The 22,124-nt window shown below is 67.5% G+C and carries 21 protein-coding genes and 1 pseudogene; 12 read left to right on the top strand and 10 right to left on the bottom strand.

Annotation, left to right across the window (positions count from 1 at the left end):
- Window positions 1-5 precede the first annotated feature (5 nt).
- The gene (locus AC3E6M_RS01260) at window positions 6-1,232 is read left to right on the top strand and encodes an ROK family protein (RefSeq protein WP_490528823.1); all 1,227 of its coding nucleotides are present in this window, start codon (window positions 6-8) and stop codon (window positions 1,230-1,232) included.
- A 44-nt stretch (window positions 1,233-1,276) separates the two neighbouring features.
- Here the strand turns inward: AC3E6M_RS01260 and AC3E6M_RS01255 are convergent.
- Window positions 1,277-1,633, bottom strand: a pseudogene (locus tag AC3E6M_RS01255) (LLM class flavin-dependent oxidoreductase); the annotation flags it as partial.
- Window positions 1,634-1,756: 123 nt separating this feature from the next.
- On the opposite strand from AC3E6M_RS01255, the gene AC3E6M_RS01250 reads away from it, so the two are divergent.
- Complete coding sequence (locus AC3E6M_RS01250) at window positions 1,757-2,818, top strand: LLM class flavin-dependent oxidoreductase (RefSeq protein WP_490528822.1); 1,062 nt, start codon at window positions 1,757-1,759, stop codon at window positions 2,816-2,818.
- A gap of 135 nt (window positions 2,819-2,953) precedes the next feature.
- Here AC3E6M_RS01250 and AC3E6M_RS01245 read toward each other — a convergent pair whose 3' ends face one another.
- On the bottom strand, window positions 2,954-3,898 hold the full coding sequence (locus AC3E6M_RS01245) for an ATP-grasp domain-containing protein (RefSeq protein ID WP_490528821.1): 945 nt from the start codon (window positions 3,896-3,898) through the stop codon (window positions 2,954-2,956).
- A 141-nt stretch (window positions 3,899-4,039) separates the two neighbouring features.
- Here AC3E6M_RS01245 and AC3E6M_RS01240 point away from each other — a divergent pair, with 141 nt between their 5' ends.
- The 8 genes from AC3E6M_RS01240 (at window position 4,040) to AC3E6M_RS01205 (ending at window position 11,213) form a co-directional block, all read left to right on the top strand.
- On the top strand, window positions 4,040-4,870 hold the full coding sequence (locus tag AC3E6M_RS01240; protein WP_490528820.1) for a class I SAM-dependent methyltransferase: 831 nt from the start codon (window positions 4,040-4,042) through the stop codon (window positions 4,868-4,870).
- 8 nt (window positions 4,871-4,878) lie between these two features.
- Window positions 4,879-5,349, top strand: coding sequence for a hypothetical protein (locus AC3E6M_RS01235; protein WP_490528819.1), 471 nt, complete (start codon window positions 4,879-4,881; stop codon window positions 5,347-5,349).
- Between the two features lie 137 nt (window positions 5,350-5,486).
- Window positions 5,487-6,023 (top strand): hypothetical protein, encoded by a 537-nt coding sequence (locus AC3E6M_RS01230; protein WP_490528818.1) that lies wholly within the window; start codon window positions 5,487-5,489, stop codon window positions 6,021-6,023.
- Window positions 6,024-6,109: 86 nt separating this feature from the next.
- Window positions 6,110-7,045, top strand: coding sequence for an ABC transporter ATP-binding protein (locus AC3E6M_RS01225; RefSeq protein WP_490528817.1), 936 nt, complete (start codon window positions 6,110-6,112; stop codon window positions 7,043-7,045).
- A complete protein-coding gene (locus AC3E6M_RS01220) occupies window positions 7,042-7,839 on the top strand; it encodes an ABC transporter permease (protein ID WP_490528816.1) in 798 nt (265 codons plus the stop codon). The genes AC3E6M_RS01225 and AC3E6M_RS01220 overlap by 4 nt, the downstream gene beginning before the upstream one ends.
- A gap of 20 nt (window positions 7,840-7,859) precedes the next feature.
- Entirely contained in the window at window positions 7,860-8,966 is a 1,107-nt protein-coding gene (locus AC3E6M_RS01215) for a sensor histidine kinase (protein WP_490528815.1), read from the top strand.
- A gap of 54 nt (window positions 8,967-9,020) precedes the next feature.
- The gene (locus tag AC3E6M_RS01210; protein WP_490528814.1) at window positions 9,021-9,626 is read left to right on the top strand and encodes a response regulator; all 606 of its coding nucleotides are present in this window, start codon (window positions 9,021-9,023) and stop codon (window positions 9,624-9,626) included.
- Between the two features lie 489 nt (window positions 9,627-10,115).
- Entirely contained in the window at window positions 10,116-11,213 is a 1,098-nt protein-coding gene (locus AC3E6M_RS01205) for an ImmA/IrrE family metallo-endopeptidase (protein ID WP_490528813.1), read from the top strand.
- Here AC3E6M_RS01205 and AC3E6M_RS01200 read toward each other — a convergent pair.
- Window positions 11,210-12,145 (bottom strand): alpha-glutamyl/putrescinyl thymine pyrophosphorylase clade 3 protein, encoded by a 936-nt coding sequence (locus AC3E6M_RS01200; RefSeq protein WP_490528812.1) that lies wholly within the window; start codon window positions 12,143-12,145, stop codon window positions 11,210-11,212. The two genes, AC3E6M_RS01205 and AC3E6M_RS01200, sit on opposite strands and share 4 nt — an antisense overlap.
- Window positions 12,145-13,092 (bottom strand): thymidylate synthase, encoded by a 948-nt coding sequence (locus AC3E6M_RS01195; RefSeq protein ID WP_490528958.1) that lies wholly within the window; start codon window positions 13,090-13,092, stop codon window positions 12,145-12,147. The genes AC3E6M_RS01200 and AC3E6M_RS01195 overlap by 1 nt, the downstream gene beginning before the upstream one ends.
- Window positions 13,093-13,188: 96 nt before the next feature.
- Here AC3E6M_RS01195 and AC3E6M_RS01190 point away from each other — a divergent pair, with 96 nt between their 5' ends.
- Complete coding sequence (locus AC3E6M_RS01190) at window positions 13,189-13,620, top strand: (deoxy)nucleoside triphosphate pyrophosphohydrolase (RefSeq protein ID WP_490528811.1); 432 nt, start codon at window positions 13,189-13,191, stop codon at window positions 13,618-13,620.
- Window positions 13,621-13,763: 143 nt separating this feature from the next.
- On the opposite strand, the gene AC3E6M_RS01185 is transcribed toward AC3E6M_RS01190, so the two are convergent.
- The 4 genes from AC3E6M_RS01185 to AC3E6M_RS01170 all read right to left on the bottom strand — a co-directional run bounded on the left by AC3E6M_RS01185 (window position 13,764) and on the right by AC3E6M_RS01170 (window position 17,882).
- Window positions 13,764-14,171 carry a DUF779 domain-containing protein gene (locus AC3E6M_RS01185; RefSeq protein WP_490528810.1) on the bottom strand — a complete coding sequence of 136 codons (408 nt, stop codon included), beginning with the start codon at window positions 14,169-14,171 and terminating at the stop codon, window positions 13,764-13,766.
- Between the two features lie 63 nt (window positions 14,172-14,234).
- A complete protein-coding gene (exaC, locus tag AC3E6M_RS01180; RefSeq protein WP_490528809.1) occupies window positions 14,235-15,785 on the bottom strand; it encodes an acetaldehyde dehydrogenase ExaC in 1,551 nt (516 codons plus the stop codon).
- A 236-nt stretch (window positions 15,786-16,021) separates the two neighbouring features.
- Window positions 16,022-16,546, bottom strand: a complete 525-nt coding sequence (locus AC3E6M_RS01175) for a hypothetical protein (RefSeq protein WP_490528808.1) — start codon at window positions 16,544-16,546, stop codon at window positions 16,022-16,024.
- A gap of 28 nt (window positions 16,547-16,574) precedes the next feature.
- On the bottom strand, window positions 16,575-17,882 hold the full coding sequence (locus tag AC3E6M_RS01170) for a GAF domain-containing protein (RefSeq protein WP_490528807.1): 1,308 nt from the start codon (window positions 17,880-17,882) through the stop codon (window positions 16,575-16,577).
- A 374-nt stretch (window positions 17,883-18,256) separates the two neighbouring features.
- Here AC3E6M_RS01170 and AC3E6M_RS01165 point away from each other — a divergent pair, with 374 nt between their 5' ends.
- Entirely contained in the window at window positions 18,257-19,291 is a 1,035-nt protein-coding gene (locus AC3E6M_RS01165; protein ID WP_490528806.1) for an NAD(P)-dependent alcohol dehydrogenase, read from the top strand.
- A 187-nt stretch (window positions 19,292-19,478) separates the two neighbouring features.
- Here the strand turns inward: AC3E6M_RS01165 and AC3E6M_RS01160 are convergent, their stop codons facing one another.
- Window positions 19,479-20,480, bottom strand: a complete 1,002-nt coding sequence (locus AC3E6M_RS01160; protein ID WP_490528805.1) for a helix-turn-helix domain-containing protein — start codon at window positions 20,478-20,480, stop codon at window positions 19,479-19,481.
- A gap of 164 nt (window positions 20,481-20,644) precedes the next feature.
- Window positions 20,645-22,084 (bottom strand): hypothetical protein, encoded by a 1,440-nt coding sequence (locus tag AC3E6M_RS01155; RefSeq protein ID WP_490528804.1) that lies wholly within the window; start codon window positions 22,082-22,084, stop codon window positions 20,645-20,647.
- Window positions 22,085-22,124 lie beyond the last annotated feature (40 nt).

The raw sequence follows: 22,124 nt of genomic DNA, 5'->3' as shown, positions 1-22,124 counted from the left end.
CACCGATGGCACGGCCGCAGGCGACGCCGGAGTCTCCCGGCAGCCGCGCGCTCGTCGTCGACCTGATCCGCTCCGCCGGCCCCATCAGCCGCGTGGAGCTGACGACCGCGACCGGACTGACCCAGCCGGCGATCTCGCTCATCGTGCGCAAGCTTCTCGACGACGAGGTCATCGTCGAAGCCGGAACGGTGCCCTCAACCGGCGGCAAGCCGCGACGCCTGCTTGACATCAACCGCCGGGCGCGCCACGGAGTCGGCATCCAACTCGGGTTCGAGTCGGTGACGTTGGTGGCCACCGACACCAATGGCGGCGTGGTCGCGCGAGAGCGCCTGCCGGGGGTCGGTGACGACGAGCCCGCGGGTGTCATCGAGCGCCTCGCAGAGTCCATGCGGGCCTTCATGACCGCGGCGGACATCCCCACGGCGAGCGTGCAGGGTGTCGCCGTCGTCCTGCCCGGACCCATGCGCCCCGACCCCGACACCGTCATCGAGGCGCCGACCCTGCCCCACTGGCGCGAGGTGGCGCTGCGCTCGGCGTTCGAGGCAGCGCTGCACATGCCGGTGCTGGTCGACAACGACGCGAGTGCGGCCGCTCTGGGTGAGTTCTGGAGTCGAGGAGTCTCGCGGTACAGCTCGTTCGCGTGCGTGTACATCGGATCCGGGATCGGGGCGGGCGTCGTCGCGGACGGTGCCCTCTTCCGCGGCTCGAGCTCGAACGCAGCGGAGCTCGGACACATCACGGTCGATCTCGCCGGCCCCGCATGCTTCTGCGGAAACGTGGGATGCCTCGAGGTCATCGCCGCCCCGCGGGTCGTGGTGGCCAAGGCCCTGGCGGAGCAGAACCTCGCGCGGGCACTCGAGCTCGATGAACACGCGACCGTCGCCCAGAACTGGGAGGTCCTTTCGCGCGCGGCCGTCGAGGGTCAGCCGCTGGCGGCAGCGCTCGTCACCGACAGTGCACGTGCCGTGGCGGGTGCCGTTCTGACCCTCGCCAACCTCTTCGATCTCGACGAGGTCGTGCTGTCGGGGCCCGGTGTCGCAACGGCCGGGTCGATCTTCGTCCGCGAGGTGCGAGCGGCGATGGGGCGCGCCTTCGCACGCAAGGCACACCCCACGGCCGTCGAGCTGTCGATCAACCCCACCGACTCGGCCGCCATCGGCGCCGCCGCCCTCACCCTGCAGGGCCAGCTCGCACCGGGTCACGGCCCGGCGCTGCGTTTCGCCGGACCGTGACGACGGTCAGGGCAGGCCGAGCTCGCCCTGATTCAGCACTCGCGAGCGGCACGGCCGTGCGAGAACTGGTCGGCGGTGTTGATGAACTTCGCCAGGACCGCCGGATGCCAGATCCCGGGGTGGATGGCCGAGATCACCTTGAGCTTCTCGGTGGCCAGCAGCAACGCGAGACTGATCGAGGTGGACTCGTGCTGCTGCGCCGCCCCGTAACTCGAGGCGTACCGCACCTGGCTGAGGGCGTATTCGAATCCGACACGTTCCGCGGTGCGGGCGAGCTCGACGTTGTAGTCGAGGCTCCAGTCGGTGCGTTGCTCGATCGAGCTGATCACCAGGCCGCCGCTGACATTGGGGACCCAATAGGCGAATTTCAGCGGCTCGTGGGTGGGCGCGATGTCGGTCATGGGGGCTCCTCGGTGATCGGTTGCGGGCTACCGTCGCATCGGCCGCGCGAGCGGTCAACGACATGTGACGGCCCGTTTCTCCCCGTGACGACACACACCGGATGCCGGGTGAGGATGGATGCCATGACCTCCCCCCAGCGCGTGCGTTTCGGCTACTGGACCCCGATCTTCGGCGGGTGGCTCCGTAACGTCGACGACGAGCACACGCCCGTGTCGTTCGCTCACATCGCGGAGATCGCGCGGGCGGCGGAGGAGGGCGGGTTCGACCTCACGCTCATTCCTGAGCTGAACCTCAACGACATCAAGGGCGTCGAGGCGCCGTCGCTCGACGCGTGGGCGGTGACCGCGGCACTCGCGGCGGTGACGTCGAAGCTGGAGCTGCTCGCGGCGGTGCGCCCGGGATTCCACAACCCGTTCCACACCGCGAAGCAGGCCGCGACGATCGACGAGATCAGCGGCGGGCGCTTCACGCTCAACGTCGTGTCGGCGTGGTGGGCCGAGGAGGCGAAGCAGTACGACGGCCTGTTCAGCGCGCACGACGACCGGTACGCCCGCACGATCGAGTGGGTCGAGGTGCTGCGCGGCCTGTGGACGCAGACGCCGTTCGCGTACGAGGGGGAGTACTACCGCACCGAGGGCACGTTCCTCGAGCCGAAGCCGCGGGTGATCCCGCGTCTGTACGCCGGGGGAGAGAGCGAGGCGGGACGTAACGCGATCACGCGGTTCGCCGACGCGTACCTGACGCACGGCGGCACGCTCGACGAGCTGTCGACGAAGGTCGCCGACATGCGGCGTCGCCGCGCCGAGGCGGGCGCCACGCCGTTCGAGGCGTTCGGCATGGCGGCCTACGCGGTCGTGCGCGACACGGAAGACGAGGCGCAGGCCGAGATCGACCGCATCACCGACGTGCGCGGGGGAGCGGCCTACGGCTCGTACCAGGACTTCGTGAGCAAGTCGAAGCTCGATACCCCCGTCGACCTGAAGGAGTACTCGGTCTCGAACCGGGGCCTGCGCCCCAACCTCGTCGGCACGCCCGACCAGGTCGCGGAACGCATCGTGGAGTTCGCGAACGTTGGCGTCTCGACCCTGCTGCTGCAGTTCTCGCCGCACATGTCCGAGCTGCAGCGGTTCGCCGCCGACGTGATCCCGCGCGTGCGGCGGTTGGAGGCGTTGCGCGACGTGTGACGCGCGGCAACGCGTGATCGACGCGTCCGCGCACGCGAGCCCGCGCCGAGTGGAGCCCGCGCGACCCCGAGTCCCGCGCGGCCTCGAGTCCGGGCGGAATCGAACCCGCGACCCCCAACCCGCGCGCCCCTGACCTCAGCGCTGCGCGAGGGCCGGAGCGTCCTGCTCGAGCAGCGCCCCGAGCCAGCGCGCGATCTGGCGCGGACCGGAACGGGGAGCGGATGCCTCGACGTCGGGGTTGTAGTTCGTGTTGGTGTTCACGTCGTAGGTGACAACGCGGCCGTCGCGGGTCTCGATGAACTCGATCCCGGCGACGCCGATGCCCTCGGCCGCGAGGAACGCGAGGTACCGGTCGATGAGCGCCGGGTCGACGTCGTCGCGGAGGCGGAACAGCGGCTCGGGCTCCACGCCGTCGGCACCGGGGATCGCGCACGCCTCGGCCGGGCACAGCTCGAAGCTGCCCGCGCTCGTGTCGACGCGCACGGCGTAGACGAACTCGCCCCCCACGAACTCAGCGCGCGTGATGAACGGCGCGCGGGCGACGAGCAGCTCCTGCAGCAGCGTGATGCCGTCGGGCGACGGCTCGAAGTCGGCGCTGTCGACCCACGCCGCGAACTCGGCGTGCGACTCCCACCGGCGCACGCCCAGGCCCTTGCCGCCCTGATTGTGCTTGCTGATGAACGGCGCCTCGAACTCCTCGGCCTTCGCCGCGAGCTGCGCGGTACCGAACACCGCCGTCGTGCGCGGAACCTCGACGCCCGCGTGCCGGAGCGCGGCGTGCTGCGCCACCTTGCTGACCTCGAGCTCGAGGACGTCGGCGCCGTTCACGACCGTGCGACCCCACGAGGCGAGCCAGCGCAGCACCGCACGGCCGTACTCCTTGCTCGCCGCGTGATCACGCGTGTGCGCCGACGCGCTCAGCCGCGACCAGAACACGCCCTCGGGCGGCTCGACGGAGAGGTCGATGGACCCGTCCGTCAGCAGCCATTCCTCGAGCGGAACCCCCTCGGCCTCGAACGCCGCCTGGAACGGCGGAAGCCACTGGGGGTTCTCGTGGATGACATAAACGCTGCCCGACATGTTCTCCACGCTAACCCGGGCCCCCGACACCGGGACGGGGCGGCGTCATGGGCCGTCACGGCCTACCGCCGGGTGCAGGCCCGGGGGAGTGGCATCCGGAATCTGTATCGTGGCAAGGCTGTACGACCGGAAAGGGATGCCATGACCGCCGAGTACATCGATGCGAACCGCGCCAATTGGAACGAGCGCGCCACTCTGCATGCCGCTCGCGACGGGTCGGGATACGGCGTGCTGCGGTACGTCGAGGACCGCACCGCGTTGAGCGACGTCGTGCGCTTCGACCTGCCCTTGCTCGGCGACATCGCCGGCAGGCGGGCGGTACATCTGCAGTGCCACATCGGCACGGACACTCTGTCGCTCGCGCGCCTGGGTGCGCGGGTGACGGGGCTCGACTTCTCGGAGAACGCGGTGGCCGAGGCGCGCCGTCTCGTCGCCGAGACAGGTGATGCCGTCGATTTCATCCAATCGGACGTTTCTCGCGCGACGGATGTGCTGCCAGCGGGGGAGTTCGACCTCGTCTACACGGGCATCGGGGCCCTGTGCTGGCTGCCGTCGATCACGGAATGGGCCGGTGTGGTCGCGGATCTGCTGGCTCCCGGTGGCACGCTGCACATCCGCGAGGGGCACCCGGTGCTGTGGTCGATGAACGAGACGCTCCCGGGGCTGACGCTCGCGTTCCCGTACTTCGAGCAGCCCGCACCGCTGGAGTGGGATGACGACAGCACCTACGTCGAGGTGTCCGCTCCGCTGCAGTCGACCCGGACGTACGAGTGGAACCGCAGCCTCGGCGAGATCGTCACAGCGCTGCTGGACCGCGGGCTGCGGCTCGACGCGCTCATCGAGCACGACAGCGTGCCGTGGGAGGCGCTCCCGGGCCGCATGACCCTCCGCCCCGACGGCGAATACGCCCTCGCCGAGCAGCCGTCGGTCATGCCGCTGAGCTACACGATCCGCGCCTCGAAGCCGGCCTGACCGAGACTATGGATGCCACCCGCCCCGCGCTCACACTCCTCGCGGCAGCCGCGCTCGCCCTCACCGGCTGCGCACCGACGCCGCTGCCGACCTACGAGGCGGTCCGCAGCCAGGCACAGGCTGCGATGCAGCGCGTCGTCGACGAGCTCCCGCCTGACGTCCGCGTCCAGAAGAATCCCTCGGACAAGCCTTTCGGATGCGAAGGGGACGGCGTCTTCTATACCGGCCAGTGGACGGTGTTCCCTCCCGAGGGCTTCGACGGTCAGAGTTTTGTGGATGGGCTCCCCGCCGCGCTCGGTTCCGACTTCCGCACCGATGACCGAGGGCTCGAACTCAACTATCCGGCCGCGAGTTTCATCGCCACCGGCTACGCCAACAGCACTCTCGACGTCTCGGTGCTCACACGCGACGAGGGAGTCGTCGTCGACCTCCTCTCGACTTCGCAGTGCGCGCAGCCTCCCGCGACCGAAGCACCGTAGTCCGCCTCACGCATCACCTCGGTCTGTCAAGGGCCCGCCCGTGGGGCGAGGGGGGCTGACTCCGCCGCACGGAACGGGCACCGTAGAGGAGGAGGCGACGGCACCGCGCCGCGCACGGACGGAGGAGGGCGAGAAACATGACCCCGAGCAAGACAACGACCATCGGCGGAGTTCTCGTCCTCGCGGCCGTGAGCCTGGCCGGGTGCACGGCCGAGCCCCCGAACGCCGGTCCTCCCGCATCGCCCAGCTCCCTCTCCTCGGTGAGCGCCTCGCCCTCGGCGAGTACGACGACCGCACCGAACGATGAGGCGCTGCTTCCCCTCCCGCCAGACGAGATCAGCGATTGGGCCGAGGGGGCCGTGCCGCTCTCCGAAGGCGCCGCGCGGACGGGTCGACTCTTCGGCTGGCTCAGCCAGAACACCTCGCCGCATCAGCGCAACTCGCTCGCAAACCTTCCCGCAGGGTCGTACCAGGCCCAGCTGGCCTGCCGAGGAACCGGCACGATCACGATGTCCGCCGGCGAGCTCGACGGCGACTCCCCGTCCGCCACCACGAGCTGCACCAACTCGACGATCGCGTTCGAGATCTCGATCGAGGGGACGGGGATGACGATCGACCTCGACCTCGACGGCGACCCGACGATCTACGCCATCTCGCTCATCAAGATGGCGTGAGCCACCGACCACCCATGACGAACGTCACCCCCACAAGGTGACCCCCGCCCCAGGCACGGGGCCGGGCGCCGGGCCAGCATGAGGACATGGCATCCTCCACTACCGCCCCCGCCGCGATCGACGCGCGGGGCGTCGTCAAGAGCTTCGGCTCCGTCCACGCCGTCCGCGGCGTCGATCTGCGGGTGCAGCCCGGCGAGATCGTGGCGTTCCTCGGCCCGAACGGCGCCGGCAAGACCACGACGATCGACATGATCCTCGGCCTCACGAACCCCGACTCGGGCTCCATCAGCGTGTTCGGGCACACCCCGCGCGGCGCGGTGTCGCGCGGCCTCGTCTCCGCCGTCCTGCAGACGGGGGGCCTGCTGAAAGACCTCACAGTCCGCGAGACGGTCGAGCTCACGGCAAGCCTGTTCGCCGAGAAGCGTCCCGTGGACGAGGCGCTGGAGCGGGCTGGCATCCGGAATCTGGCGAATCGCCGCGTCGGACTCTGCTCGGGCGGCGAGCAGCAGCGGCTGCGCTTCGCGATGGCGCTCGTGAGCGACCCGGCGCTGCTGATCCTCGACGAGCCGACCACCGGCATGGATGTCGAGGCCCGCCGCTCGTTCTGGAACGCGATCCGGACGGATGCCGCCCGCGGCCGCACCGTGATGTTCGCGACGCACTACCTCGACGAGGCCGACGAATACGCCGACCGCATCGTGCTGATGCGCAGCGGCGAGATCGTCGCCGACGGCACCACCGCCGAGATCAAGAACCTCGTCTCCGGTCGGATCGTGCAGGCGACGATTCCGGATGCCGATATCACGGCGCTCGCGTCCCTCCCGGGCGTCGATTCGGTCGAGGCCGCCGGCGAGCGCGTGACGCTGCACACCCGCGACTCCGACGCCCTCGCGCGCCAGTTGCTGACCACGACCGCCGCGCGGGACCTCGAGATCACCGCGCGAAACCTCGAGAGCGTGTTCGTCGCGCTCACCATCGACTCCCCGGCATCCGCCGACGCCTCGAACGGAGCAACCCGATGACCGCCATCAGCCTCGACCGTCCCGCCCCCGTCCTCGGCGGCTTCACACTCACGTATCTGCGGATCGAGCTGGTCCGCAAGCTCCGCAACCCGCGGGCGCTGTTCTTCACCGTGGCGTTCCCGGTGCTGATGTTCTTCATCATCGGCTACCAGATGCTCGACGAGCCGCTCACGGCGGTGCCGGTGGCCGACGGGGGAGTGTCGGTGGCCGCGTACATCATGGTGTCGATGGCGATGTACGGCGCAATGATGTCGGCGACCCAGGCAGGGGCCGCGGTCGCCGTCGAGCGCGCGCAGGGCTGGACGCGTCAGCTGCGGCTCACTCCGCTGAATCCCCTGGTCAACGTGATCATCAAGCTCCTGGCGGGCATGGTGTTCGGGCTCATCGCGGTGGTTGCGACGTATGTCGTGGCATCCCTGGTCGGGGTTGATCTGTCGGCGGCGCAGTGGATCGTCACGGGTCTGGCCGCGTGGCTGCTGGCCGGAGCGGTGTTCACGACGCTCGGACTCATGGTCGGGTACATGGTTCCGGGTGAGAACGTCGCGCAGATCACGAGCCTCGCGGTGGTGCTTCTGTCGTTCCTCGGCGGCCTTTTCTACCCGCTGTCGACGATGCCCGACTTCCTGCAGACGATCGGCAAGCTGACGCCCGTGTACGGCATCGCCGAGCTGGCGCGGGCGCCGCTGACGGGGGATGCCTTCGACCTCGGCGCCCTGATCAATGCGGTGGTGTGGCTCGCGGTGTTCGTCGCCGGCACCGTGTACTTCTTCCGGCGGGACACGCGGCGTTCGTGAGCCGCTCTATCGTGAACGACATGGACGAGACGACCGGCCCGGGGCGCATCGGTGCCCCGGGCCGGCGTCCGTTCACGCGGGGGTGGTTCATCGGCGGGGGCATCTCGCTCATCTGGACTTTCCCGACGCTGGTGTCGATCTGGGAAGTGCCCGATCCCGTCGCTCACGCCGTGGGAACGCTGATCGTGGTGGTGTTCGCGGCCGTGTTCCTCGCGAGCGTCCCGTTCGCGCGTCGCACGACCTCGGGGTGGCGCCGCCTGCTCCCCGGCGCCGTGATGTTCGCGCTGAGCCTGAGCCTGGCGCCGTGGATCGGCGGCGACGTGCGGTGGATGTGGACGTTCGTCGGCGTCGCGGTCGCGGTGTCGAGCGTCGCACGGCGCCCCACGTGGATCCTCGTCGCGCTGCTGAGCGCGCTGTCGTTCGTGGTGGGGGAGTGGAGCGGCGCCGACACGTTCACGAACGTCCTGAACTCGGCGATCATCCTGTCCATCTCGATCATGATGCTGAGCTTCGTGCAGAACATCACGACCCTCGAGCGACTGCGCGCGGCGCAGGAGCAGGTCGCCGAGCTCGCCGCCGAACGCGAGCGCAGCCGCGTCGCGCGCGACGTGCACGACATCCTCGGCCACTCGCTGACCGTGATCACGGTGAAGGCCGAGCTCGCCGGAAGACTGATGGATGCCGGCTCCCCGGCCGCACGCGACGAGGTGGCGCAGATCGAGCAGCTGTCGCGCGGTGCGCTCGCCGACGTCCGCGCGACGGTGCACGGATATAGAGGTGTGAGCATCAGCGGCGAGCTCGCCGCGGCCCGCGCGGCGCTGGAGAGCGCCGGAGTCACGCCCGAGCTGCCCGGGTCGACGGATCAGGTGCCATCCGACCGGCGTGAGCTCGCGGGGTGGGTGGTGCGCGAAGCGGTGACGAACGTGGTGCGGCACGCCGAGGCATCCGTGTGCCGGGTATCGCTGGACTCGCGCTCGGTCGAGGTCGCCGACGACGGGCGCGGGCCGTCCGGTGCGTCGTCCGGCTCGGGGCTGTCGGGGCTGCGCGAGCGCGTCGAGACGGCCGGCGGCCGCATGTCCGTGGGTCGCAGCGACCTCGGCGGATTCCGGGTGAGGGTGACCTGGTGATCGGGATGACCTTGGGCCGCAGCGACCTCGGCGGATTCGGGGCGGTGTGACGTGGTGATCCGACTTCTCATCGCCGACGATCAGGCGCTCGTGCGCGGCGCCCTCGCCGCTCTGCTCGGTCTGGAGCCCGACATCGAGGTCGTCGCCCAGGTCGGCCGCGGCGACGAGGTGGTCGAGGCCGCCCGCGCGTCCGAGGCGACCGTCGCGCTGCTCGACATCGAGATGCCCGGCATCGACGGCATCGCCGCCGCGTCTCTTCTGCGCACCCAGGTTCCCGGATGCCGCGCCCTCATCGTCACGACCTTCGGCCGGCCGGGGTATTTGGCGCGCGCCATGCAGGCCGGCGCGTCAGGGTTCGTGGTGAAGGACACCCCGGCGGCCGAGTTGGCGGATGCGGTGCGGCGGGTGTCGGCGGGGTTCCGCGTCGTGGACCCTGTTTTGGCTGCGGAGTCGCTGGCACAGGGGGACTCACCGCTGACGGAGCGGGAGACGGATGTGCTGGCCGCCGCCCGTTCGGGCGGGTCGATCGCGGATATCGCGCGTATGGTGCACCTGTCCGAGGGGACGGTGAAGAATCATCTGTCCAGCGCCATCGGGAAGACCGGCGGGCGGAATCGGGCGGATGCCGTACGGGTGGCGGTGGAGCGGGGGTGGCTGTGAGTCAGGGGTGGTCGCGGTGACGTGCGGTCGCGACAATCCGCAGCCGACACAGCGCAGGCAGCAAAGCCAATCCTGCAGGATGGGTTTGAGACCCCACTAGGCTGCAGCACGTGGCCAACCTGTTCCTAACCCGAGGCCAGTAATGACCCAGCGATCGCAGAGCGCGTTATGCAACTGAGTTTTGGGGGGATCGCGATACGAACAATCTGCCTCCGCGGTCAGGTTGACTCGTTCGGAAGTGCAACAAGCGAGTCACTTCGAGCGACGATTGCGGACTTACAGGCCGCGCCCACGTTCGCTGATCTTCCGTTCGGCGCGGATGTCCTGGACGTTGGTCGCGGGTCAGTTACGGTTGCACTAGACCAAGAGGCGGAGCTGCTAGGCGCGCTCCTTCTCCGACCTGGTCGGTCCGCACCCACGACTCCCGCGGAGTGGGGCGTCGCTCGAAGGATACGAATTGACGAGATCCGGGCAAAGGAGGATCGGTAGATGTCCACAACCACCTTCGAACCGCGTTGGGCTTCGGCGCCCGCTGTCAGCATCCATCGTGCACTGCGCCGCCACAACTGGACGGTTGACGACTTGTCGGATCGTCTTGGCGTGGGGGACCCGGAGACTCGGCGAATCCTCAACGGCGACCGCCCGATCGACGCGCACCTTGCCGAGCTTTTGGCACGCACTCTTGGAGGGTCCTCCGACTTCTGGCTGCATCGAGAGAGCCAGTTCGCGGAAAGCGTCCGCGCGCTGTCGGATGAGGAATTCGCCCAGCGCCTCCCGCTGAAGCAGATGGTTCGACTTGGATGGATCGAATCCTCCACGAGTTGGAGATCGCAAGCACGTAGCGCGCTCGATTTTTTTGACGCAAAGACCCCAGCCGAGGGGGCGTCCCGCATCGAGAGCACTCTCCAAGAGGCGAAGTACCGCGCCTCCGCGTCCTTCGACTCCGATGCCGTCACACTAGCCACGTGGATGCGGCAAGTAGACCGGATCGCGGACGCTCAGACGCTCCGTTCGTGGGATCCTGCCGCGTTATCCGATCAGCTCCGCAACCTCCGGGATCTGTCGAGACTTGCTGATCCGCGCGACTTCCTCCCGAAAATTCAAGCGCACCTCGCCGCTGCCGGGGTAGGTTTCGTGGTTTTGAGGCCGCTCGAGGGTATGCGGATCAGTGGCGTGTCATTCTGGAGCGCCGGTAAAGCCCCACGCATAGCACTCACCGCAAGACACATGACCGATGACCACCTGTGGTTCACGCTTTTCCATGAGATCGGGCACTTACTTATACACCCTGAGGGTGATGTCTTCGTGGATGAGTTCGACGCGGGGCAAGATTTCTCCCATATGGAGCAAGAGGCAAACACCTTCGCGGCCGACAACCTCTTGCCCTTCGGGATAGCGGAGCTAAATCCCAAAAGGACGAACGGGCCGACTATGCGCGAAGTGACAAGATTCGCCTCGAGGAATACAATCGCTCCTGGCATCGTTGTTGGTCAGCTGCAGCATTCAGGCGTGCTACGCCTAAATCAGCTCAATGGCCTTAAACGTCGATACCGCTGGGACGACGCCGATCTGTCACGCCGCGCCTAGCCGGAGAACCGCTGATAAGCATCGGGGGACTTCTGCCAGTTACAGACTGCGTCTTCCATCACATCACCACGAATCCCAATCGACCGGGACAGCACTTGCAACTCCCGCTGCAAATCGCGCGCGAGCCCTTCGCCAACCCTACCTCTGAGCAGAAGTTGCGCGCCGCGGAGCGGACCCGTCGCACCGACAAGGTAAGAGTGCGGCACATCTAGCTGCACTAGCCCAAGCTTTAGCAGGGTGGTCAGGTAGTCGAAGCGGGCGATACGCCCAAATCGCGCGACAGCGGACATCGATCGATATAGCGCATCGAATCTGTCGGCGGGATCCAGAACGTCGAATTGCGCAAAGAAGGCGGCATGGTCGCCGCCGCCAGACAAGATCCAACGCACGTAACTCTCGAATGCTTCGCCGGTTCCCGTCTTCTCCCAAGCGTTGAGACTCTCGTACTTTCGATGGTTGCTAAATCCCCGCGGCCCCGGGGCGGCCAACAGTTCCTGCTGATGATCGGCGAGCCAGTAGCGGAACCCAATCGGGTCCGCGGACACCGACGGCCAATCCCAAAGTCGTCCGTCGCCTAACCTTCCATACACGTCGCGCACATATCGCCAGCCAGCAACGCGATGGCGACCGAAGTGAACGAAGAGGAAGACAAGCCAAACAGCTTCGTCATAGTTCCCGCGCTCCGCGTGAATTATGGACGCACGCAACGGGTCGAAAGACGTGCTCCCCGGATCTACACTGTTGGCGTCGAGCGTGCGCCCACGCAACCGCGCAAAGTAGGCAACTCTCTGTTCGGAGTCGATAATTTGATCGATTAACCCCTCACGGCAGCTCGGATCGAGGATTCCCGGCAACGCTCCGTACTCGGCCTCGAATGCGTCCAGAGCCGCGCCGATGCGCTCAGCATCTCGGCGATAGTTATTCCTGATCATCAGGATTCCTCCAACTGCTGCCGTCGATCGCGCAAGTACGGTGAGTAGAAGGAATTCGTAAGCTGACCCTCCAACTCCTCGATTTCCTCCGCTCTCTTAGCCGCGACAGCCCGTAGCAACAAGACGATGTCGCCCCAATAGCTGTCGGAGGCTAGTTCCTGATCCACGGCCGCCTGAGACCCTGACGTGCGTATCGCGACCTCAGCGGACAAGAGCTTCGACAAGAAATCATCCACTCGATCTGGCGGCATTGTTGGCATCGCTCCCGGGTACTGCCAACCTTCGACGTCCAGATAACGATCAATCTGGGTCATATTGTCTTCGTAAATGTGCATACTTCCCACGAAGTGAACATAACGTCCGAGCGAGAGACCAAGCTGGCACGCAACGATCTCTTGAAGCATGGTGAACGCAAATACGTCATGGGGGAAGCCAAGGTAAGCATCGTTCGAACGCATACTGACAACGAGGTTGAGTTCGCCGCCCCGAGATAGAAACTGCATTGAGGTAGTGCACGGAACGTCGGCAACATTCACCAGGTCAGCATGATCAAAGATCTGGACTACAGCACGGCGCGAGTCACGGTTGTCTCTGAGTATCTGAACAACATCCGCAAGTCTCGCCCCGACGCCAAAGAGCCTTGGACCATAGCCCCCCTCGACCCGGCCTTCATGGGCCGAATGGACATACGCGGGGATGTAGTAGCTGATCATTTCGACATCGTCAGTGCCGCCGATATACCACAGCAGCTCGCCGAGGGCACTGAAGATTCGGCCACGTGTCTGGCTGCGACTGACTCGAGATCGTGGATTAGAGATCTCTATGCTCGCCCCGATGATTTCGCGCGCAGGCCCCTTTCTAGGATGGATTGGCTCACCGCCCGTTCGCAGCCCGGCGAACACATCATTCAAGGCGTCGTCTAGAGACTCCTGCCGCACTATGAGCATCTCCGCGCCTCGCCTTCGTTTGTGCATGCCTCGGGGCCGATCATACTGAGCGCCTTCGACTCGTGTGGATCCGACGTACTGGGTCCCGACCGACGGATGGGGGACAATGAATCCGTGGGTACCCCTATGCGAGTTGCTGCCGCGATTGTCGTCAATGATGCAGGCCGCGTGCTCATCGGGCGACGCCGCCCAGGGCTACGGAGCGCGGGTTGCTGGGAGTTTCCGGGAGGGAAGATCGAGGCAGGAGAGGCGCCCCCCGCCGCGATCGTTAGGGAGCTTCGGGAGGAGCTGTCAATAGAGGTAAAACCGGGCGAAGAGCTGTGTCGGACAGTCGCCGTAGACGAGAACATCGAACTGATCTGTGTGTGGGCGACACTCGTCTCCGCTGCGCCAGTTAGGAGCACTGAGCACGACATTTTCCTGTGGGAGTCCCCGGAATCACTTCCTCTCTCCGGTTGGTGCACCCCTGACCTCGAGGCGGTAGCGCTCCTTCGGCGTGGTGCGACATCCCCCACCACCTACACGTGACCGGGCCGGTCCAGGGCCGGAAGCTCGGTAGAGACTGTTGAGAATCAACCACAACCAACGAGCACGACTTCCGTGGAATCACGTGGCCAACAAGCAATCATGAGCACCCACAAGCCCGGCGCATACAACTTATGATTCTGAGGTCACCGGCTCGCGAACCCGCCCCGCTGCACCCCCGCCCCGAACGCCACCGCTTCCTCCTCCGTCAGCATCCGCGACCGGATCAGAAACCGCATCCCCGTCGGCCCCTCGACCGAGAATCCGGCCCCACGCCCCGGAACCACATCGATCGTGAGGTGCGTGAACTTCCAGTACTCGAACTGCGACTCCGACATGTAGACCTCGATCGGGTCATCCAGGCCGACGTCAATGGAGCCGAGGTGCACGTCGCTGGGGCCGGTAAGGAACATCCCCACCGGGTAACACATGGGGGAGCTGCCGTCGCAGCAGCCGCCTGACTGGTGGAACATCAGGGGGCCGTGCTTCGCCGTCAGGTCGCGCAGCAGCGCGGCCGCGGCATCCGTCACGTCGACGCGTGAGAGTTCTGGCATCCGCTTCTCTCCTTCCGAAAAGAGGAAGGCCCCCGGGCCGTACCCGGGGGCCAGATCGCCGGCTTAGAAGAAGCCCATCGCGCCTTCGGCGTACGACACCAACAGGTTCTTCGTCTGCTGGTAGTGGTCGAGCATCTTGAGGTGGTTCTCGCGGCCGATGCCCGACTGCTTGTACCCACCGAACGCGGCGTGCGCCGGGTACTGGTGATACGTGTTGGTCCAGACGCGTCCGGCCTCGATCGCCCGGCCGGCGCGGTAGGCGGTGTCACCGCTGCGGCTCCACACACCGGCGCCGAGGCCGTAGAGGGTGTCGTTCGCGATCGAGATCGCGTCATCGAAGTCGTCGAACGACGTGACCGACAGCACGGGGCCGAAGATCTCCTCCTGGAAGATCCGCATGTCGTTCGTGCCCTCGAACACCGTCGGCTGGACGTAGTACCCGCCCGACAGCTCGCCGCCGAGGTCGACGCGCTCGCCACCGGTGAGCAGCTTCGCGCCGCCGGCCTTGCCGATCTCGATGTACGACAGGATCTTCTCGAGCTGGTCGTTCGACGCCTGCGCGCCGATCATCGTCTCGGGGTCGAGCGGGTTGCCCTGCTTCACCTTGCCGACACGGGCGAGGCCGTCGCCGAGGAACTGGTCGTAGATCGACCGCTGGATCAGCGCCCGCGACGGGCACGTGCACACTTCACCCTGGTTCAGCGCGAAGAGCGTGAAACCCTCGAGTGCCTTGTCGTAGTACGCGTCGTCGGTCGCGCGGGCCACGTCCTCGAAGAAGAGGTTCGGGCTCTTGCCCCCGAGTTCCAGCGTCACCGGGATGAGGTTCTGCGACGCGTACTGCATGATCAGGCGGCCCGTGGTGGTCTCGCCCGTGAAGGCGACCTTGCGGATGCGCTTGTGCTGCGCCAGCGGCGCCCCGGCCTCGATTCCGAAACCGTTGACGATGTTCACGACACCGGCCGGAAGCAGGTCGCCGATGATGTCGAACAGGAACAGCAGGGATGCCGGGGTCTGCTCGGCCGGCTTGATCACGACGCAGTTGCCCGCGGCGAGCGCGGGAGCGAGCTTCCACGCGGCCATGAGGATCGGGAAGTTCCACGGGATGATCTGCGCCACCACACCGAGCGGCTCGTTGAAGTGGTACGCGACGGTGTTCTCGTCGAGCTGGCTGAGCGACCCTTCCTGGGCCCGCAGCACACCCGCGAAGTAACGGAAATGGTCGACGGTCAGCGGGATGTCGGCGGCGAGCGTCTCGCGCACCGGCTTGCCGTTCTCCCACGTCTCGGCGACCGCGATCTGCTCGAGGTTCTGCTCGATGCGGTCGGCGATCTTGTTCAGGATGACGCTGCGCTCGGCGGGCGTGGTCTTCTTCCAGGATGCGAACGCCTTCCAGGCGGCATCCACGGCCCGGTCGATGTCGGCGGCGTCGCCGCGCGCGACCTCGCAGAACGGCTTGCCGGTGACGGGAGTGATGTCTTCGAAGTACTCACCGCTGTGCGGCTCGACCCATTCGCCACCGATGTAGTGCCCGTACCGCGAGCGATACTCGGCGACGGCCCCGCGCTGTCCGGGGGCGGCGTAGACGCTGGAAACGCCTTCTTCGACGATGGTCATGCGTGTCTCCTTCGACGGTCATGAACGCCGCAACGGCCTTGGGGCGGCGATGCGCCGACGGTACGCCGGGGGAGGTTGCATCGGGTTGCACGCACCCGGACCGCGCCGCACGGCCGCCTGCACCCCGCGCCACCCCAACGACCACGCCAGCCGAACCCGCCGGGGGCCGACCCCGCCGTGGCGCAGAACGACGAATGCCGCGACCCCAAAGCCGCGGCATCCGTCAAACGAAACACCTACGCGTCGGCGTCGGCCAGGACCGACCGCAGCGGCGGAACGTTGACCTCGTGGAGGTCGACGTTGTCGAGACGCTCGATGCTCTGCACGCGCGGGGCGATGACGCGGTCGTCGGCGACGATCCAGCTGCCGACGAGGAGGAAGCGGTCGTTGCCCGCGGTGATCGGACCGGTGACGGCGAAGGTCTGGTGCGTGGGCGTGAGGAACGTCACGCGCACGGGCGTGCCGTGGGGGAGCGTCGAGGGGTCGACGACGTCGGCCGACAAGGCCGGCTCGGGGGCAGGGATGCCGAGGTCGATGCGCTGGATCTCGGCGCTCGTGGCGAGGATCACGTCGCCGACGAGCGGCTGACCACCGACACCGATGCGTACCGCGCCCTCGAGGGCGTAGAGCCCGTAGCGAGGGGAGCGGACGATGACACGAGCGATGTCGCCGGCCTTGACCTCGGCGAGGGCCTCGCGGATGCGCCCCACGTCACGTCGCGCGCGAGCAGCCGAGAAGATGTCGAGCGTCTGTTCGTCCATGCAGCCAGCGTAGCCAGGGCCTCCGACATCAGTCCCCTTCGAGGCGCTCGATCCGGGTCACGAGTCCGGCACGCTTCGGCGACCGCGCCGGCAGCATCCCGAGGCACAACCGCAGCAGCTCGACATCCTCGCGCGCGTCGGCGGTCTCGGCGTACGCGAGCAGCACGTCGACCCCCGCCTCCTCGATGAGCGCTTCGCGCAGCGCCTGACGCACCGACTCGCGCACCTCGACGACCCCGGGCGCCACCGAATCGGGCAGCACCGGCCCGCGGTAGGCGGCGAGGGCCACGCGATGAGCCCCGCGATCGAGCAGCGACAGCACCTGCTGCGCGTCGGTCTCGAGGACGTCGGGCAGCCGATACGGGCGGGATGCCGGCACGAGCCCCGGCGCGAGGGGCGCGAGCACGCGCCGCAGCCGCACCATCTCGGGCCGCAGCGTTTCGGTCGCCGGGTGCCCGTAGACGGCCTCGCTCAGCACCTCAGCGGACATGCCCTCGCGGTGCACGGCCAGGAGCAGCAGGATCTCGGCGTGCCGCGCGCCGAGCTCGATCACCGTCTCGCCGGTCTCGCCCGACACCTCCAGCAGCGCGCGGTCGCGGCCCAGGATCCGCAGCACCGCCCGCGTCCCGGGGGAACGGCGCGGGGACCGCGGCGGAGGAGTCTGCTGCGCCCGGAGCCGTGCGACGAGGATCTCGCTCTCGATCGCCCGGGCCGTGGCATCCACCAGCAATTGGGCCTGCGGGGTGACGGCCTCGGGCCCTCCCGTGACGTCGATCATCCCCAACAGCTGCCGCGTCTCGGGATCGTGCACCGGTGCCGCGGTGCACGACCACGCCTGCACGAGCCGGTTGAAGTGCTCGGCCCCGCGGATCTGCACCGACCGGTCGAGGGTCAGCGCCGTTCCGGGGGCCGAGGTGCCCACGGCATCCTCCGACCAGTTCGCGCCGGCCACGAAACCCATGTCTCCCGTGAGCGTGCGGACGCGCTGATCGCCCTCGACCCAGAGCAGCCGCCCGGCCGCGTCGCCCACGGCCACGACGACGCCGGAATCCTCGGCCGACCCGGGCAGCAGCAACGCGCGGACCATGTCCATGACCCCGGCGAGCGGATGAGCCCGGCGGTACGCCTCGAGCTCGTCGCTCGCGAACTCGAGCGTCGGCAGGCCTTCGGGTCCGACGAGGGATGCCAGCGACCGGCGCCACGAGTCCTGCACCAGGGGCCGGACGTCGTCGAGACGGCGATCGTCGTTGCCCGCGAGGAGTTCGTCGTGCGCACGCGCGATGAGCAATCCCGAGGTCTCGGGGGAAATGGTCGGTCGCGACCATGGAGAAGGCACGGGACTCCCATCGACGGTGACGGAGGTGGCACCAGTGTAGGTCGGCGCGTGCCACCGCGGCAGGGTTCACGGCGGGATGCCAGGCACCTGGCGCTGCGGGCCGCGTGCGGGAGCAGCCTCGGTGGCCCCGGGGCCACGCACAACGCCCCGGGGCCACGTTCCGCGCCCCGAACCGGCGGGGCGCGACACAAGCGGAGCCGACCTCGCGGCACCAGCGCGCTCGCGTCGGCGTGTCGCTCCCGGCATCCGCCAGTCCATTCACGTGCATTGATGAGTTCCGTTCTCAAGCGCGGAAAACGCCGCCACCCCCCTCGACACGCCCCCGCGACGGGAGGACGGTGGAAGTACCCGAACCACCGACAGAAAGGGATGCCATGAAGGCAGTGCAGTACCGCGAGATCGGTAAAGGACCCGAGGTCGTCGAGATCGACGATCCCCACCCCGGCCCCGGTCAGGTGCGCCTGAAGGTGACCGCTGCGGGCCTGTGCCACTCGGACTGGTTCGTCATGGACCTGCCCGAGGAGCAGTACACCTACGGCCTGCCCCTGACCCTGGGCCACGAGGGCGCGGGCGTCGTCGACGAGCTCGGCGAGGGTGTCGAGGGCGTCGAGATCGGCGCCGCGTACGCCATCTACGGCCCCTGGGGCTGCGGTCGCTGCCACGCGTGCGCCAGCGGCGCCGAGAACTACTGCCCCTACGCCGCCGAGATGGGCATCACCCCTCTCGGACTCGGCAGCCCGGGCGCCATGGCCGAGTACGTCATCGTCGACGACCCGCGCCACCTCGTGCCGCTCGGCGACCTCGACCCCGTCGAGACGGTCTCGCTGACGGATGCCGGACTCACCCCGTACCACGCGATCGTCGCCGCGAAAGAGAAGCTGTACCCCGGTGCGACGGCCGTTGTGATCGGCGTCGGCGGCCTCGGACACGTGGGCGTGCAGATCCTCCGCGCGATCACGCAGGCCACCGTCATCGCGGTCGACGTCAGCGAAGACAAGCTCGCCCTCGCCCGCGAGGTCGGCGCCCACCACACGGTGACCTCCGACGAGCACGCCGCCGAGCGGATCCGCGAGCTCACCGGCGGCCTCGGCGCGTCGGCGGTGTTCGACTTCGTCGGCGCGCAGCCGACGATCGACCTGGCCCGCGAGGTCGCGGCGATCAACAGCTTCATCCACATCGTCGGCATCGGTGGTGGCATCCTGCCCGCCGGCTTCTTCTCGACGCCGATGGGCGCCGCCGTGCGCGCGCCGTACTGGGGCACCCGCAGCGAGCTGATCGAGGTGCTCGACCTCGCCCGCAGCGGTGCCGTGGGCGTGCACGTCGAGAAGTACGACATCGACTCCGCCGTCGAGGCCTACCAGCGCCTGCACCACGGCGAGGTGCGCGGCCGCGCGGTCGTCGTTCCGTAAGCGGGCGTCGCGCTCCGGGGCGTTCGATGCCGGGCGTTCGGGGCGTGATCCGTGCAGTGGGGCGCGCAATGGACCGCCCCATCTGCCGTTTCGCGGCCCCAGACCGGCCAGAGCGTCGAGGGGGTGGCATCCGGGAGTGAATGCCACCCCCTCGGTAGTCGTGGTGGCGACACTCACCCGACCGAGGTCAGCTGGCGCGTGACTGCGACGGCGATTCGATGAGTCCGCCGGCGTCGCGAATGTCTCGGGGCGTCTTTCCGAGGTGGCGCAGGCAGGCTCGCCGCAACGAGTCGACCGATCCGAAGCCACTCCGCTCGGCGACCTCCTCCAAACTGTGGGGAGGCTCCTCGCGCAAGAGCTGAAGCGCTGCCTCCACCCGCACCTCTCTCAGGGTCTGAGCGACCGTACGACCGTGTGCAGAGAAGATCCTCTCCAGGCTTCGTCGCGACATCCCCAACACCTCGCTCACCTGGTCGGGACCGAAATTCGGTGCGTGCGCGTTGCGCTTGAGGATGAGGATGATGCGGTCGAACTCGTCATCCGCCTGCTCCGCGACGCCCGATGCCTCCTGCACGAGTGCGCGCGCCATGCCGCGAGTCAGCTCCCGCAGAACCGAGACGTTCCCCTCGTCGTCCGCGGTTCTGCTGTCCACCAATCCGCACATGAATGTGCAGGCTGAGCGGAGCACAGGCGACGTCATCGACATCGGCTCGGGCGACAGCGGATCCTCGCTCAGTCCACCGACCTCGTCCCGATCGAACGTGAACACGACAACCTCGGAGGGGACCAGAAACTCGGTCACGATCCGGTCGCTCCCCGGGCGAACTACGAAGACGCCATTGTTCTCTACGACCGTTCGCGGCACGTCGGTGGTCACTGCGACGGCGCCGGACATCACGAACAGGGCAAGGAACCGCCGACTAGAGCGCGGCCGCGCACGAGTCCACTCCATCGCGAGAGATCGCGTGGTGAATCGCGCGACCAAGAACGAGTCGAACCGTAGTGCCGCGAGGTCCATATCGACGGGTCTGATCGGTGGAAGGAGGCTCGCCCCCGCGTCACTGAAGACCTTCCGCAGCACCTCGACGTCTGTCGTCCTGGCCGTGATGCGCTGAAACCCGATCGATCCGAGCCATCCGACACCATCGTGAAACCTGAGGGAGCCGAGTGCGGAGTGGTCATTCTTCATGGGCGCACCTCGAGGAAATAGTAAGACGCATCTAGCTCGAGCGCATTTCAGTCACCGAAATCGAACATTGTAATCCCGGCGACGGGAGACCTCGAAGCTCAATCAGCGTCGAGATCCCCCGCCACCACCGCCCCGTCGGGGCGGTCAATTCCCTTGATCCGCCGTCAGACCGCGCAGGTGGTGGTCGTCTTGATCCACAGGGCGTCACCCGTCGTGCCATTCGAGTAATTCACGTACCCGGACTGGTTGGTCTCCGTCGACCCGCCATCGCCGACCTTGACCCACGGGCGCTCTGCCGAGGTCGTACGCCAGACCTCACCGTTCGCCTTCACGGCAACCGCACCGTTATCCGACGCCGACAGACGCACGAAACCGGAATTACTCGCCGCAGCGATATTCGCCGCCTTCGAGCCATACCGCAACGCGCCATCCTTTACCCACAGCGCATCCCCGGACTCACCGTTCCCGAAAGCCACATAGCCGGACTGATTCGCCTCCGTCGACCCGCCATCGCCGACCTTCACCCACTCCGGCGCATCCGACGTCGTACGCCAGACCTCACCGTTCGCCTTCACCGCGACCGCACCGTTATCCGACGCCGACAGACGCACGAAACCGGAATTACTCGCCGCAGCGATATTCGCCGCCTTCGAGCCATACCGCAACGCCCCATCCCTGATCCACAGGGCGTCACCCGTCGTGCCATTCGAGTAATTCACGTACCCGGACTGGTTGGTCTCCGTCGACCCGCCATCGCCGACCTTCACCCACGGGCGCTCTGCCGAGGTCGTACGCCAGACCTCACCGTTCGCCTTCACCGCAACCGCACCGTTATCCGACGCCGACAGACGCACGAAACCGGAATTACTCGCCGCAGCGATATTCGCCGCCTTCGAGCCATACCGCAACGCGCCATCCTTTACCCACAGCGCATCCCCGGACTCACCGTTCCCGAAAGCCACATAGCCGGACTGATTCGCCTCCGTCGACCCGCCATCGCCGACCTTCACCCACTCCGGCGCATCCGACGTCGTACGCCAGACCTCACCGTTCGCCTTCACCGCGACCGCACCGTTATCCGACGCCGACAGACGCACGAAACCGGAATTACTCGCCGCAGCGATATTCGCCGCCTTCGACCCGTACTGCAAGGCACCCGTCGTCCGGACGGGAAAAGCGGTCTGGATATTCGCACCAGAAACGGTCGCGGAGATCACACCCGTTTTCGGACCGGCGAGGATGTCTCCCGCTGGAACCGTAACGACGCCGTCCGACCCGCTGATGTAGGTACCGGTCACGCCGGAACGGAAGCGCGCGCCATCGGGCAACGTGACCGTCACGGCACGCCCCGCTGCGGGGGCACCGTTCTCGGTGACCGTGAAACGAATGGGGGTGACCGTCGCGCTGCACGCCGTGGTCTGGGTGGGCGGCTCAGTGACGACGATGGCGAGAGTGGTCGACGCAGAGGCGGATGGAGCGGCGACAGCGACGGTGATGGCGGGGACGGACCATGCGCCCGCAACGACGATCGACCGGCGCGAGATACCCCGCTGGCTCCGGGAGGCGTCGCCGACGGGCTCAGGGGATGTGGGCGTGGGTGTCATAAGTGCTCCGATCGGTCAACGCAAGGACGGCAGGCCACTG

The sequence above is a fragment of the Microbacterium sp. SCPM-O-B-15248 (M128) genome, assembly GCF_058214835.1.
The sequence above is the reverse complement of the archived record's forward strand: the minus strand, read 5'-3'. Positions and strand labels throughout refer to the sequence as shown.